Here is a 14,614-nt window from a genome sequence, read left to right on the forward strand (position 1 = left end):
GGTCGTCAGATAGTAGTGGTTAGGCGCCGCGCCCGTCATCTCAACGGTTGTAGGTGTCACCCCGGACCCCTATCATCGCTGGTTTTCCAGTCGGTTCGTTGATAGGGGGCAGTTCATGGTCAAGGTCGGTATCGTCGGCGGCACGGGTTACACCGGTGTCGAGTTGCTGCGTCTGCTGGCACAGCATCCTCAGGCTGAAGTCGCAGTCATCACCTCGCGCTCGGAAGCGGGCCTGGCGGTGGCCGACATGTACCCGAACCTGCGAGGCCATTACGACGGTCTGGCCTTCACCGTGCCGGACACCAAGACCCTGGCCGCCTGCGACGTGGTGTTCTTTGCCACGCCGCACGGCGTTGCCCATGCCCTGGCCGGTGAGCTGCTGGCGGCCGGCACCAAGGTCATCGACCTGTCCGCCGACTTCCGCCTGCAGGACGCCGACGAGTGGGCCAAGTGGTACGGCCAGCCCCACGGCGCGCCTGAACTGCTGAAGGACGCGGTCTACGGCCTGCCGGAAGTCAACCGCGAGCAGATCCGCCAGGCGCGCCTGATCGCCGTTCCTGGCTGCTACCCGACCGCTACCCAACTGGGCTTCCTGCCGTTGCTGGAAGCCGGTATCGCCGATACTTCGCGGCTGATTGCCGACTGCAAGTCGGGCGTCAGTGGCGCCGGGCGTGGTGCCAGTGTCGGCTCGCTGTTCTGCGAGGCGGGCGAGAGCATGAAGGCCTATGCCGTCAAAGGTCACCGTCACCTGCCGGAAATCCGCCAGGGCCTGCGCCGCGCCGCCGGCGGTGAAGTCGGCCTGACCTTCGTGCCGCACCTGACCCCGATGATTCGCGGTATCCACTCGACCCTGTACGCAACCGTCGCCGATACCTCGGTGGACCTGCAGGCACTGTTCGAGAAGCGCTATGCCGATGAACCGTTCGTCGACGTCATGCCGGTCGGCAGCCATCCGGAAACCCGCAGCGTGAAAGGCGCCAACGTCTGCCGCATCGCCGTGCACCGCCCGCAGGACGGCGATCTGGTGGTGGTACTGTCGGTCATCGACAACCTGGTGAAGGGCGCGTCCGGCCAGGCGGTGCAGAACCTCAACATCCTCTTCGGCCTCGACGAGCGCCTGGGCCTGTCCCACGCCGGCCTGCTGCCATAAGGGGCTGACACATCGGGCTGCGGGCGGCACTTATACTTTCCGCTTGTAGCCTGATGCCGCTTCTATAGTTGACCGATTTTCTAGGGGAAGCGGATAATGCGCGCCATCACGCAATGGCGGCATAACGCCGGGAGATATTCAGCATGAGCGTCGAATCCTTCACCCCTTCGGCTTTGCAGTTCACGCACAACGCCGCGCACAAGGTGAAGACCCTGGTTGACGAAGAGGGCAATGATCGTCTGAAGTTGCGAGTTTTCGTGACGGGCGGTGGCTGCTCCGGCTTCCAGTACGGCTTCACCTTCGATGAAGACATCGCGGAAGATGACACCATCGTCGAGCGCGAGGGCGTTGCCCTGGTGGTCGATCCGATGAGCTTCCAGTACCTGGCCGGTGCTGAAGTGGACTACCAGGAAGGCCTGGAAGGTTCGCGTTTCGTCATCAAGAACCCGAACGCCACGACCACCTGTGGTTGCGGTTCTTCGTTCTCGATCTGATTCGCCGGGACCCTTTGCTGACGCCGCGCTAATGCGCGGCGTTTTGCTTTCTGCGGTTCACGCCGGGTAGATGGCGCCGAGCACGCGCAGGCCGCGGGCACCGGTGACGCTGGGGCGGTTGCCGGCAATGCCTTCCAGACAGCAGTGCGCCAGCCAGGCGAAGGCCATGGCCTCGACCCAGTCCGGGTCGACACCGAACGCCGCGGTGCTGCTTACCTTCGCGTTCGGCAGCAGGTCGGCCAGGCGTTGCATCAGCGCGCCGTTGTGCGCGCCGCCGCCACAGACCAGCAGGACCTGGGTGTCCTCCTGGGCCTTCCTCAGCGAATCGACGATGCTCAGTGCGGTCAGTTCCAGCAGGGTGGCCTGCACATCCTCGTCGGCGCAGGCCGGCTGGGTGCTCAGGTGGTGCTGTAGCCAGGGCAGGTTGAACAGCTCCCGGCCGGTGCTCTTGGGGCCGGTCCCGGCGAAGAACGGATCGCTCAGAAGATTGCCCAGCAGGCCAGGAAGGACCTTGCCGCTGGCTGCCCAGGCGCCGTCGGCGTCGTAGCCGAGTCCCTGCTTCTGGTTGATCCAGGCGTCCAGCAGCACATTGCCGGGACCGCAGTCGAAGCCGCTGACCGGCTTGTCCTTTTCGATCAGGCTGAGGTTGCTGAAACCGCCGACGTTGAGCACCGCCAGGCGTTCGCCCTGGCTGGCGAACAAGGCATCGTGAAACGCCGGTACCAGCGGCGCGCCCTGGCCGCCGGCGGCAACGTCGCGCCGGCGGAAGTCACCGACCACGGTAATGCTGGTGAGCTCGGCGAGCAGGGCGGGGTTGCCGATCTGCACGGTGAATCCACGGGCGGGTTCGTGGCGGATGGTCTGGCCATGGCTGCCGATGGCGCGGATATCTTCAGGGCGAAGATGCTGCGCATCGAGCAGATGCTGGATGCCCTGGGCCGCGAGGCGTACCCACTCGGCTTCCGCCAGGGCGGCGCGGGCGATCTCGTCGGGACCGCTGGCGCACAGGCCAAGCATGGCCAGGCGCAGCGTCTCGGGCATGGGAATGTAGTGGCTGGCGAGCAGAGAGACCTGCGGCGCCTGCTCGATCAAGGCGATGTCCAGACCATCGAGGCTGGTGCCGGACATCACGCCAAGGTAAAGGGCCATGGGTCAGCGCTTGTTCAACGCCAGCATGGTGGCCTTTTCCTGGTCCATGCGTGCGATGAGTGGCTGGCTGAGTTGCATGAAGCGCTGGCGTTCGGCCTTGGCGATCGGATCGGCCATCGGCAGTTTCTGGCCCAGCGGATCGACGTGTACGCCGTTGACCTGGAACTCGTAGTGCAGGTGCGGTCCGGTGGACAGGCCGGTGGTGCCGATGTAGCCGATGACCTGGCCCTGCTTGACGGAACCGCCGGTCTTCACGCCCTTGGCGAATCCCTGCATGTGTCCGTAGAGGGTCTGGTAGGTGTTGCCGTGCTGGATGATCACCGTGTTGCCGTAGCCGCCGCGACGACCGGCGAGCAGGACCTTGCCGTCACCGGCGGCCTTGATCGGCGTGCCGCGTGGCGCGGCATAGTCGACGCCCTTGTGGGCGCGGATCTTGTTCAGGATCGGGTGCTTGCGTCCGGCCGAGAAGCGCGAGCTGATGCGGGCGAAGTCCACCGGCGTGCGGATGAACGCCTTGCGCATGCTGTTGCCGTCGGCGGTGTAGTAGCTGGTGGTACCGGCCTTGTTGGTGTAGCGCACGGCACTGTAGGTCTTGCCGCGGTTGGTGAAGCGCGCGGAAAGGATGTTGCCGGTGCCGACCACCTTGCCGTCGACCACTTTCTGCTCGTAGATCACGTCGAATTCGTCGCCCTGGCGGATGTCCTGGGCGAAGTCGACGTCATAGCCGAAGATGTTGGCCATATCCATGGTCATGTTGTGCGACAGACCCGCGCGCTGGGCCGAGGCCGAAAGCGAGCTCTTGATCACGCCGTGCACGTAGGCGGAGCGGGTCACCGGCTTGGTCACTTCGCGGTTGAAGGCATAACCGTTGGCACTCTTGGTCAAGCGGATGGTTTCCAGATCGCTTACCTTGCTGTGCAGGCTGGCCAGCTGGCCGTCCTTGTCCAGTTCGATCTGCAGTACCTGGCCATGCTTGAGCTGACTGAACTGTTTCGCCTGCTTGTTGCTGGCCAGCACTTCATGCACCGCATTGGCGGGCAGGCCGAGCTTGGCGAACAGGGTCGACAGGGTATCGCCACGGGCAACGGTGACTTCGCGGTGACCGGGTTCCTTGGCAGGGGCTGCCTCGGCGACTTCCTCGGCCTTGGGGGCCGGCTCGGTCTTGGCGGTTTCTTCGCTCGGCGTCGTGGCGGTGTCGATCTGGGCGAATGGCGAGGCGCTGGACTCTTCCACGGCCAACGGCTGCTCGGGCTGGGCCTTGAGCTGCTCGGCAGGGGCTTCCAGCTCCAGATTCAGAGTGGTGCGTTTGGCTTCGACCTCGCTGGATGGGAACACCAGCAAGGCCAGGCTGAGTAAGGCGGCGATGCCGCTGGCGGCCAACAGGTGGCTCTTCGGATAAAGCGGGGGCGCTTTAGGCGGTGAGTTGGTCATGAGTGAGATGGCTTTGAAAAAGATGAAATGGAAAAGATGAATGACATGATGAAGATGAAATAACTGTATAAAATATAACCAAATCCCTTCCAAAGCAAGCGACGCAGACGTCAGCAGCCAGTCCGCGGGTCACATCCGGCCCGATCTTGTAATTGACGGCTGATCTTGTATGGTTGGGGCCCTTTAGAATCTGAGCCTGCGGGTCTGTTTATGAAGTCGGTTGAAGAGCAGCTAGCGCTGATCAAGCGTGGAGCGGAAGAGGTACTGGTCGAGTCCGAACTGGTCGAGAAACTCAAGCGCGGTCAGCCGCTGCGCATCAAGGCGGGTTTCGATCCCACTGCACCCGATCTGCACCTGGGGCACACGGTGCTGATCAACAAGTTGCGCCAGTTCCAGGATCTGGGGCATCAGGTCATCTTCCTGATCGGTGACTTCACTGGCATGATCGGCGACCCGAGCGGCAAGAGCGCCACCCGTCCTCCGCTGACCCGCGAGCAAGTGCTGGACAATGCCGAGACCTATAAACAGCAGGTTTTCAAGATTCTCGATCCGGCCAAGACCGAAGTGGCGTTCAACTCCACCTGGATGGACAAGCTGACTCCGGCCGACTTCATTCGCCTGGCCTCGCAGTACACCGTGGCGCGCATGCTCGAGCGCGACGACTTCGACAAGCGCTACACCAGCAACCAGCCGATCGCCATTCACGAGTTCCTCTATCCGCTGGTGCAGGGTTACGACTCCGTGGCGCTGAAGGCCGACGTCGAGCTGGGTGGTACTGACCAGAAGTTCAACCTGCTGATGGGGCGCGAGCTGCAGCGGGGTTATGGTCAGGAGGCTCAGAACATCGTGACCATGCCGCTGCTGGAAGGTCTCGACGGCGTGAAGAAGATGTCCAAGTCGCTGGGTAACTACGTGGGCATCCAGGAAGCGCCGGGCGTGATGTACAGCAAGCTGGTGTCGATCCCGGACACCTTGATGTGGCGTTACTTCGAGCTACTCAGTTTCCGTTCGCTGGAAGAGATCGATGGCTTCCGTGCCGAGGTCGCTGCCGGCGCCAACCCGCGTGACATCAAGATCAAGCTGGCGGAAGAGATTGTGGCTCGCTTCCATGGTGAAGAAGCGGCGGCCAACGCTCATCGTGCCGCGGGCAACCGCATGAAGGACGGCGAGCTGCCGGAAGACCTGCCGGAGATCGAAGTGGTCGCGTCGGAAGACATGCCGATCTCGGCCGTGCTGAACAAGGCGGGCCTGGTGAAGAACTCCGCGGCGGCTCGGGATCTGCTGGCTGCCGGTAGCGTGCGTGTCGATGGTGAGGTCGTCGATCGTGGTTTCGTCTTCGCTCTGGGTGAGACCCGTATCTGTCAGGCTGGCAAGAAGGCCTTTGCGCGGATCACGCTGAAGGCCGAGTAAGGAAAGGGCCCTCTATATATAGAGGTGTCAGTTCTGTTTCAGGGCTGTTTTGAAAAAAGTTTCAACTCAGCCCTTGACGCCCTGCTTTATCTCTCTATAATTCGCCCCACTTCCGGCGCAGTCGAAACGGAAAACTCCTTGAGAATCAATGAGTTGGATGTTTCAGGTAGTATCGGAAGTGCTTCGGTCGTAGACGAAGGCGGTTGAAAAAGGCAGTTGACAGCAGGTTGTAAAAAATAAACGCTTGACAGACTTAGAGGAAGGCGTAGAATGCGCGCCTCGGTTGAAGCGAAAGACTTCAGCCACCGCTCTTTAACAACTGAATCAAGCAATTCGTGTGGGTGCTTGTGATAATGGACTGATAGTCAGAAAGATTATCAGCAGAACGCTGGCGGCAGGCCTAACACATGCAAGTCGAGCGGATGAGAAGAGCTTGCTCTTCGAGTTAGCGGCGGACGGGTGAGTAATGCCTAGGAATCTGCCTGGTAGTGGGGGACAACGTTTCGAAAGGAACGCTAATACCGCATACGTCCTACGGGAGAAAGCAGGGGACCTTCGGGCCTTGCGCTATCAGATGAGCCTAGGTCGGATTAGCTAGTTGGTGAGGTAACGGCTCACCAAGGCGACGATCCGTAACTGGTCTGAGAGGATGATCAGTCACACTGGAACTGAGACACGGTCCAGACTCCTACGGGAGGCAGCAGTGGGGAATATTGGACAATGGGCGAAAGCCTGATCCAGCCATGCCGCGTGTGTGAAGAAGGTCTTCGGATTGTAAAGCACTTTAAGTTGGGAGGAAGGGCAGTAAGCTAATACCTTGCTGTTTTGACGTTACCGACAGAATAAGCACCGGCTAACTCTGTGCCAGCAGCCGCGGTAATACAGAGGGTGCAAGCGTTAATCGGAATTACTGGGCGTAAAGCGCGCGTAGGTGGTTCGTTAAGTTGGATGTGAAAGCCCCGGGCTCAACCTGGGAACTGCATCCAAAACTGGCGAGCTAGAGTAGGGCAGAGGGTGGTGGAATTTCCTGTGTAGCGGTGAAATGCGTAGATATAGGAAGGAACACCAGTGGCGAAGGCGACCACCTGGGCTCATACTGACACTGAGGTGCGAAAGCGTGGGGAGCAAACAGGATTAGATACCCTGGTAGTCCACGCCGTAAACGATGTCAACTAGCCGTTGGAATCCTTGAGATTTTAGTGGCGCAGCTAACGCATTAAGTTGACCGCCTGGGGAGTACGGCCGCAAGGTTAAAACTCAAATGAATTGACGGGGGCCCGCACAAGCGGTGGAGCATGTGGTTTAATTCGAAGCAACGCGAAGAACCTTACCAGGCCTTGACATGCAGAGAACTTTCCAGAGATGGATTGGTGCCTTCGGGAACTCTGACACAGGTGCTGCATGGCTGTCGTCAGCTCGTGTCGTGAGATGTTGGGTTAAGTCCCGTAACGAGCGCAACCCTTGTCCTTAGTTACCAGCACGTTAAGGTGGGCACTCTAAGGAGACTGCCGGTGACAAACCGGAGGAAGGTGGGGATGACGTCAAGTCATCATGGCCCTTACGGCCTGGGCTACACACGTGCTACAATGGTCGGTACAGAGGGTTGCCAAGCCGCGAGGTGGAGCTAATCTCACAAAACCGATCGTAGTCCGGATCGCAGTCTGCAACTCGACTGCGTGAAGTCGGAATCGCTAGTAATCGCGAATCAGAATGTCGCGGTGAATACGTTCCCGGGCCTTGTACACACCGCCCGTCACACCATGGGAGTGGGTTGCACCAGAAGTAGCTAGTCTAACCTTCGGGAGGACGGTTACCACGGTGTGATTCATGACTGGGGTGAAGTCGTAACAAGGTAGCCGTAGGGGAACCTGCGGCTGGATCACCTCCTTAATCGACGACATCAGCCGTATCATGAGCTCCCACACGAATTGCTTGATTCATTGAAGAAGACGGAAAAGCAGCTTATTGGGTCTGTAGCTCAGTTGGTTAGAGCGCACCCCTGATAAGGGTGAGGTCGGCAGTTCGAATCTGCCCAGACCCACCAATTAAGTTACACCGCCTCAGTCTGGGGCCATAGCTCAGCTGGGAGAGCGCCTGCCTTGCACGCAGGAGGTCAGCGGTTCGATCCCGCTTGGCTCCACCATAATCTGCATCCTGTTCAAAGCTTAGAAATGAGCATTCGCGTCGAATGTTGATTTCTAGTCTTTATTGACTGGTCCGTTCTTTAAAAATTTGGGTATGTGATAGAAATAGACTGAACGACACTTTCACTGGTGTTGATTCAGGCTAAGGTAAAATTTGTGAGCAACTCGTAAGAGTGTTGCAAATTTTCGGCGAATGTCGTCTTCACAGTATAACCAGATTGCTTGGGGTTATATGGTCAAGTGAAGAAGCGCATACGGTGGATGCCTTGGCAGTCAGAGGCGATGAAAGACGTGGTAGCCTGCGATAAGCTTCGGGGAGTCGGCAAACAGACTTTGATCCGGAGATCTCTGAATGGGGGAACCCACTCAGCACAAGCTGAGTATCTTGTACTGAATACATAGGTACACGAGGCGAACCAGGGGAACTGAAACATCTAAGTACCCTGAGGAAAAGAAATCAACCGAGATTCCCTTAGTAGTGGCGAGCGAACGGGGACTAGCCCTTAAGTTGATTTGAGATTAGTGAAAGGCTCTGGAAAGTGCCGCCATAGTGGGTGATAGCCCCGTACACGAAAATCTCTTGTCAATGAAATCGAGTAGGACGGAGCACGAGAAACTTTGTCTGAATATGGGGGGACCATCCTCCAAGGCTAAATACTACTGACTGACCGATAGTGAACCAGTACCGTGAGGGAAAGGCGAAAAGAACCCCGGAGAGGGGAGTGAAATAGAACCTGAAACCGTATGCGTACAAGCAGTGGGAGCCTACTTTGTTAGGTGACTGCGTACCTTTTGTATAATGGGTCAGCGACTTATATTCAGTGGCGAGCTTAACCGAATAGGGGAGGCGTAGCGAAAGCGAGTCTTAATAGGGCGTTTAGTCGCTGGGTATAGACCCGAAACCGGGCGATCTATCCATGGGCAGGTTGAAGGTTAGGTAACACTGACTGGAGGACCGAACCGACTACCGTTGAAAAGTTAGCGGATGACCTGTGGATCGGAGTGAAAGGCTAATCAAGCTCGGAGATAGCTGGTTCTCCTCGAAAGCTATTTAGGTAGCGCCTCATGTATCACTCCAGGGGGTAGAGCACTGTTTCGGCTAGGGGGTCATCCCGACTTACCAAACCGATGCAAACTCCGAATACCTGGAAGTGCCGAGCATGGGAGACACACGGCGGGTGCTAACGTCCGTCGTGAAAAGGGAAACAACCCAGACCGTCAGCTAAGGTCCCAAAGTCATGGTTAAGTGGGAAACGATGTGGGAAGGCTTAGACAGCTAGGAGGTTGGCTTAGAAGCAGCCACCCTTTAAAGAAAGCGTAATAGCTCACTAGTCGAGTCGGCCTGCGCGGAAGATGTAACGGGGCTCAAACCATGCACCGAAGCTACGGGTATCACTTAGGTGATGCGGTAGAGGAGCGTTCTGTAAGCCTGTGAAGGTGAGTTGAGAAGCTTGCTGGAGGTATCAGAAGTGCGAATGCTGACATGAGTAACGACAATGGGAGTGAAAAACTCCCACGCCGAAAGACCAAGGTTTCCTGCGCAACGTTAATCGACGCAGGGTTAGTCGGTCCCTAAGGCGAGGCTGAAAAGCGTAGTCGATGGAAAACAGGTTAATATTCCTGTACTTCCGGTTATTGCGATGGAGGGACGGAGAAGGCTAGGCCAGCTTGGCGTTGGTTGTCCAAGTTTAAGGTGGTAGGCTGGAATCTTAGGTAAATCCGGGATTTCAAGGCCGAGAGCTGATGACGAGTTGCCTTTAGGCGACGAAGTGGTTGATGCCATGCTTCCAAGAAAAGCTTCTAAGCTTCAGATAACCGGGAACCGTACCCCAAACCGACACAGGTGGTTGGGTAGAGAATACCAAGGCGCTTGAGAGAACTCGGGTGAAGGAACTAGGCAAAATGGCACCGTAACTTCGGGAGAAGGTGCGCCGGCGAGGGTGAAGGACTTGCTCCGTAAGCCCATGCCGGTCGAAGATACCAGGCCGCTGCGACTGTTTATTAAAAACACAGCACTCTGCAAACACGAAAGTGGACGTATAGGGTGTGACGCCTGCCCGGTGCCGGAAGGTTAATTGATGGGGTTAGCTAACGCGAAGCTCTTGATCGAAGCCCCGGTAAACGGCGGCCGTAACTATAACGGTCCTAAGGTAGCGAAATTCCTTGTCGGGTAAGTTCCGACCTGCACGAATGGCGTAACGATGGCGGCGCTGTCTCCACCCGAGACTCAGTGAAATTGAAATCGCTGTGAAGATGCAGTGTATCCGCGGCTAGACGGAAAGACCCCGTGAACCTTTACTATAGCTTTGCACTGGACTTTGAATTTGCTTGTGTAGGATAGGTGGGAGGCTTTGAAGCGTGGACGCCAGTTCGCGTGGAGCCATCCTTGAAATACCACCCTGGCAACTTTGAGGTTCTAACTCAGGTCCGTTATCCGGATCGAGGACAGTGTATGGTGGGTAGTTTGACTGGGGCGGTCTCCTCCTAAAGAGTAACGGAGGAGTACGAAGGTGCGCTCAGACCGGTCGGAAATCGGTCGTAGAGTATAAAGGCAAAAGCGCGCTTGACTGCGAGACAGACACGTCGAGCAGGTACGAAAGTAGGTCTTAGTGATCCGGTGGTTCTGTATGGAAGGGCCATCGCTCAACGGATAAAAGGTACTCCGGGGATAACAGGCTGATACCGCCCAAGAGTTCATATCGACGGCGGTGTTTGGCACCTCGATGTCGGCTCATCACATCCTGGGGCTGAAGCCGGTCCCAAGGGTATGGCTGTTCGCCATTTAAAGTGGTACGCGAGCTGGGTTTAGAACGTCGTGAGACAGTTCGGTCCCTATCTGCCGTGGACGTTTGAGATTTGAGAGGGGCTGCTCCTAGTACGAGAGGACCGGAGTGGACGAACCTCTGGTGTTCCGGTTGTCACGCCAGTGGCATTGCCGGGTAGCTATGTTCGGAAGAGATAACCGCTGAAAGCATCTAAGCGGGAAACTTGCCTCAAGATGAGATCTCACTGGAGCCTTGAGCTCCCTGAAGGGCCGTCGAAGACTACGACGTTGATAGGTTGGGTGTGTAAGCGCTGTGAGGCGTTGAGCTAACCAATACTAATTGCCCGTGAGGCTTGACCATATAACACCCAAGCAATTTGAGCGACGAGCCAGATTGCGGTGTGGTGAAGACGAAACGAACCGAAAGTTTGCGACTCACAAGACATCACATACCCGATTTGCTGTAGCGCCGAAAGGCGAGACGGCACACAGAATGAACTCAGTAGTGAAACGACGCATCGCCGATGGTAGTGTGGAGCTTCTCCATGTGAGAGTAGGTCATCGTCAAGATTCAATTCCGAAACCCCTATCTGCAAATGCAGGTAGGGGTTTTGTCTTTCATGGGCGAAATAAATCCATCGAGCGTATCTGGGGCAAATCGCAGACCGGTGCCTCTCTGATTTCTATGCAATCTCACCGGTCATGGCTATCATGCGTGCCTCATTATGTATCGAGATTGGCATGCTGAAGTTGTTAACGCTCCTCAAGGACGGTCGATTTCATTCTGGTGAAGCCTTGGGCGCAGCACTGGGGGTGAGCCGCAGTGCTGTCTGGAAGCAATTGCAGCTCCTTGAGTCGGAACTGAATCTAACGGTTTACAAGGTTCGTGGCCGCGGCTATCGGCTGGCCTCGCCCTTGATGCTGCTCGATGCGGAACAGATTTCCCGGTTGACCGCCAAAGCATCCTGGCCGGTGCTGATTCATGACGAAATCGACTCTACCAACGCCGAGGCTTTACGCTTGATCGCGAGCGGTCGGGCGGCGCCATTCCTGGTGTTGGCCGAACGCCAAAGTGCTGGGCGTGGGCGCCGCGGTCGCGCCTGGTTGAGTCCGTTTGCGCAGAATCTCTATTACAGCCTGGTGCTGCGGGTAGAAGGTGGCATGCGCCAGCTCGAAGGGCTCAGCCTGGTAGTGGGCTTGGCGGTTCGGCAGACGTTGCTTTCCCTCGGTGTCGCCGGCGCTGGGCTGAAATGGCCAAACGATGTACTTGTGGAAAATCGCAAGGTGGCGGGGATTCTCCTGGAGTTGGTTGGTGATCCGGCGGATGTCTGCCATGTCGTGCTCGGTATCGGGATCAACGTCAATATGCAGGAGGCCGATATCGATCAGGCCTGGACTTCGCTCGCCCTTGAGTGTGGGCGGTTGGTCGACCGAAATCAGCTTGCGGCTCTGCTTAGCGATAATATGCAGGCCTATCTGGCTCGTCATCACGAGCATGGCTTTGCCGGCCTGCAGGGGGAGTGGGAAGACGCTCATCTTTGGCAGGGCCGGGCTGTTTCGCTGATTGCCGGCTCCAATAGCATTAATGGTACGGTTCTGGGCGTCGATCGTCAGGGCGCCTTGCGACTTGAGGTTGATGGGGTTGAAAAGAGCTTCAGTGGTGGAGAGCTCAGCTTGAGGTTGCGCGATGATTCTTGAGCTCGATTGTGGGAACAGCTTTATCAAGTGGCGGGTTATCCGGCGTGCCGATGCCGTAGTCATGGCCGGGGGGGTTGTCGACTCGGATAAGGCGTTGCTGCTTGCGGTGGGGGCGACTGGGCTTTCTCCGCGCTTCTGTCGGTTGGTGAGCGTTCGTAGCGAAGAAGAAACCAGTGTGCTGGTAGAGGCGCTTGTTGCTTCCTTTGCACTCTCGGTTCGAAAGGCTGGCCCTGCACGGGAACTTGCGGGTGTTCGGAATGGCTATGAAGACTATGAGCGACTAGGGCTGGATCGGTGGCTGGCTTTGTTGGGTGGTTATCATCTGGCGAAGAGGGCGTGCGTTGTCATCGATCTCGGTACGGCGGTCACCTCCGATTTCGTGAGTGCGAGTGGTGAGCATCTCGGTGGCTTCATCTGTCCTGGAATGCCTCTGATGCGTAATCAGTTACGCACGCATACACGGCGAATTCGTTACGACGACGCATCTGCCGAGCAGGCGCTGACGAGCCTGGCGCCCGGGCGTGCGACGGTGGAGGCGGTGGAGCGTGGTTGCATGCTGATGCTGCAAGGATTCGTCCTGACCCAGCTCGAGCAGGCGCGTGCGCAGTGGGGCGAGGAGTTCACCTTGTTCGTTACGGGTGGTGATGCTTCGCTGGTGAACAAGGTGGTGCCATTGGCTCGCGTTGTTCCTGATCTGGTATTCGTTGGGCTCGCCATCGCTTGTCCATTGGACTGAGGTGCATATGCGTTGGTTGTTTCTTCTGCTACTGGTCCTGAATGTCTTCTATTACGTATGGCACCAGCAGGAGGCTCCACTCAAGGCCAAGGAGGTGGAGTCTCTGTCTCTGTACAAGGGCAGCCAGCAGGACATTCGCCTGCTGAGTGAGGCTCGAGAGGCAAAGTCCGAGAAGGATTGTCTGTACCTGGGAGGGTTGGCGACGCCCGAAGTGCTTGAAGCCTTGCGGCAACGCCTGATCAGCCTGGATATCGCCTCCAGAAAGGTCGTCGGCAAGGTGGCGGACAACCCGGGTTGGTGGCTGCAGATCAGGCCTGAAAGCCGGCATTTGCTGGACGAAACCCTGGTCAGCAGTCTTTCCCGTGATTTCAATGACTTAAAGAGTAAAATAATGCAGTGCGAGGGTATTGCAACGGTCGAATAGTTTGCATAGAATGGCGCCCGCTTCACAGGGATAACCACTAAGTGGCTGAACTGAGAAGCTGCTGTCAAAGAAGCTAACCTCAAGATTTTAAAGAGAAAAAGCTTGACAGCGGGACGGCAAGGATAGAGAATGCCGACCAAGCTCAGGAGGGGTTCCCGAGCGGCCAAAGGGATCAGACTGTAAATCTGACGTCTACGACTTCGAAGGTTCGAATCCTTCCCCCTCCACCAGTTTAGCGAGAGCTGCAAGCTCCGCGGGTATAGTTTAGTGGTAGAACCTCAGCCTTCCAAGCTGATGATGCGGGTTCGATTCCCGCTACCCGCTCCAGATTGCGGCTGTTGCAAAATGTGTTTCGCTCTTGTAGCTCAGTTGGTAGAGCACACCCTTGGTAAGGGTGAGGTCAGCGGTTCAAATCCGCTCAAGAGCTCCATATAACAAGGCAGATATGAAAATATCTGCCTTTGTTTTAATGGGTGTCATGGCTTAATTCTTCTGTTGGAGGATCGTATCGATGGCTAAGGAAAAGTTTGAACGTAACAAGCCGCACGTTAACGTCGGCACCATTGGTCACGTCGACCATGGCAAGACTACGTTGACTGCAGCGCTGACTCGCGTCTGCTCCGAGGTTTTCGGTTCGGCTCGTGTTGACTTCGACAAGATCGACTCGGCTCCAGAAGAGAAGGCTCGTGGTATCACCATCAACACCGCTCACGTGGAGTACGACTCGAACGTGCGTCACTACGCGCACGTTGACTGCCCAGGCCACGCCGACTACGGCGCGATCCTGGTTTGCTCGGCCGCCGATGGTCCGATGCCACAAACCCGTGAGCACATCCTGCTGTCCCGTCAGGTAGGCGTACCGTACATCGTTGTCTTCCTGAACAAGGCTGACATGGTTGACGACGCAGAGTTGCTGGAGCTGGTCGAGATGGAAGTTCGCGACCTGCTGAGCACCTACGACTTCCCAGGCGATGACACCCCGATCATCGTTGGTTCGGCTCTGATGGCCCTGAACGGCCAGGACGACAACGAACTGGGCACCACCGCTGTCAAGAAGCTGGTTGAGCACCTACGACTTCCCAGGCGATGACACCCCGATCATCGTTGGTTCGGCTCTGATGGCCCTGAACGGCCAGGACGACAACGAACTGGGCACCACCGCTGTCAAGAAGCTGGTTGAAACCCTGGACAGCTACATCCCAGAGCCAGAGCGT

8 protein-coding genes, 5 tRNA genes, 2 rRNA genes and 1 pseudogene are annotated in these 14,614 nt (G+C 57.4%); 14 read left to right on the plus strand and 2 right to left on the minus strand.

All coding sequences use genetic code 11. The features are described from left to right. Positions 1–115: 115 nt before the first annotated feature. Both argC and erpA read left to right on the plus strand, forming a co-directional pair. Positions 116–1,150, plus strand: coding sequence for an N-acetyl-gamma-glutamyl-phosphate reductase (gene argC / locus RTI28_RS10495; protein ID WP_316920391.1), 1,035 nt, complete (start codon positions 116–118; stop codon positions 1,148–1,150). 143 nt (positions 1,151–1,293) lie between these two features. Next, on the plus strand, positions 1,294–1,644 hold the full coding sequence (gene erpA / locus RTI28_RS10500) for an iron-sulfur cluster insertion protein ErpA (RefSeq protein WP_009408529.1): 351 nt from the start codon (positions 1,294–1,296) through the stop codon (positions 1,642–1,644). Between the two features lie 57 nt (positions 1,645–1,701). Here erpA and RTI28_RS10505 read toward each other — a convergent pair whose 3' ends face one another. After that, on the minus strand, positions 1,702–2,793 hold the full coding sequence (locus RTI28_RS10505; RefSeq protein WP_316920392.1) for an anhydro-N-acetylmuramic acid kinase: 1,092 nt from the start codon (positions 2,791–2,793) through the stop codon (positions 1,702–1,704). Positions 2,794–2,796: 3 nt separating this feature from the next. Continuing rightward, entirely contained in the window at positions 2,797–4,224 is a 1,428-nt protein-coding gene (locus RTI28_RS10510) for a peptidoglycan DD-metalloendopeptidase family protein (protein WP_316920393.1), read from the minus strand. A gap of 210 nt (positions 4,225–4,434) precedes the next feature. Between RTI28_RS10510 and tyrS the strand changes: the two genes are divergently transcribed. The 12 genes and pseudogenes from tyrS to RTI28_RS10570 all read left to right on the plus strand — a co-directional run. Beyond that, complete coding sequence (gene tyrS / locus RTI28_RS10515; RefSeq protein ID WP_316920394.1) at positions 4,435–5,634, plus strand: tyrosine--tRNA ligase; 1,200 nt, start codon at positions 4,435–4,437, stop codon at positions 5,632–5,634. 364 nt (positions 5,635–5,998) lie between these two features. Further along, positions 5,999–7,524, plus strand: a 16S ribosomal RNA gene (locus RTI28_RS10520). A 77-nt stretch (positions 7,525–7,601) separates the two neighbouring features. Continuing rightward, a tRNA-Ile gene (locus RTI28_RS10525) sits at positions 7,602–7,678 on the plus strand. 23 nt (positions 7,679–7,701) lie between these two features. Continuing rightward, a tRNA-Ala gene (locus RTI28_RS10530) sits at positions 7,702–7,777 on the plus strand. Between the two features lie 235 nt (positions 7,778–8,012). After that, positions 8,013–10,903 (plus strand): 23S ribosomal RNA (locus RTI28_RS10535). Together the 16S and 23S rRNA genes with 2 tRNA genes alongside form the textbook arrangement of a ribosomal RNA operon. A 380-nt stretch (positions 10,904–11,283) precedes the next feature. Next, positions 11,284–12,240, plus strand: a complete 957-nt coding sequence (gene birA, locus RTI28_RS10540; protein WP_316920395.1) for a bifunctional biotin--[acetyl-CoA-carboxylase] ligase/biotin operon repressor BirA — start codon at positions 11,284–11,286, stop codon at positions 12,238–12,240. Beyond that, positions 12,230–12,976, plus strand: coding sequence for a pantothenate kinase (locus RTI28_RS10545; protein WP_316920396.1), 747 nt, complete (start codon positions 12,230–12,232; stop codon positions 12,974–12,976). The genes birA and RTI28_RS10545 overlap by 11 nt, the downstream gene beginning before the upstream one ends. Before the next feature lie 7 nt (positions 12,977–12,983). Beyond that, entirely contained in the window at positions 12,984–13,400 is a 417-nt protein-coding gene (locus RTI28_RS10550; RefSeq protein ID WP_316920397.1) for a hypothetical protein, read from the plus strand. Between the two features lie 145 nt (positions 13,401–13,545). Then, positions 13,546–13,630, plus strand: a tRNA-Tyr gene (locus RTI28_RS10555). A 23-nt stretch (positions 13,631–13,653) separates the two neighbouring features. After that, positions 13,654–13,727, plus strand: a tRNA-Gly gene (locus RTI28_RS10560). Between the two features lie 27 nt (positions 13,728–13,754). After that, positions 13,755–13,830, plus strand: a tRNA-Thr gene (locus RTI28_RS10565). Positions 13,831–13,911: 81 nt separating this feature from the next. Beyond that, positions 13,912–14,472 (plus strand): annotated as a pseudogene (locus tag RTI28_RS10570) (GTP-binding protein); the annotation flags it as partial. Positions 14,473–14,614 lie beyond the last annotated feature (142 nt).

The sequence above is a fragment of the Pseudomonas sp. zfem002 genome (assembly GCF_032621685.1).
Classification (GTDB): Bacteria; Pseudomonadota; Gammaproteobacteria; order Pseudomonadales; family Pseudomonadaceae; genus Aquipseudomonas; species Aquipseudomonas japonica.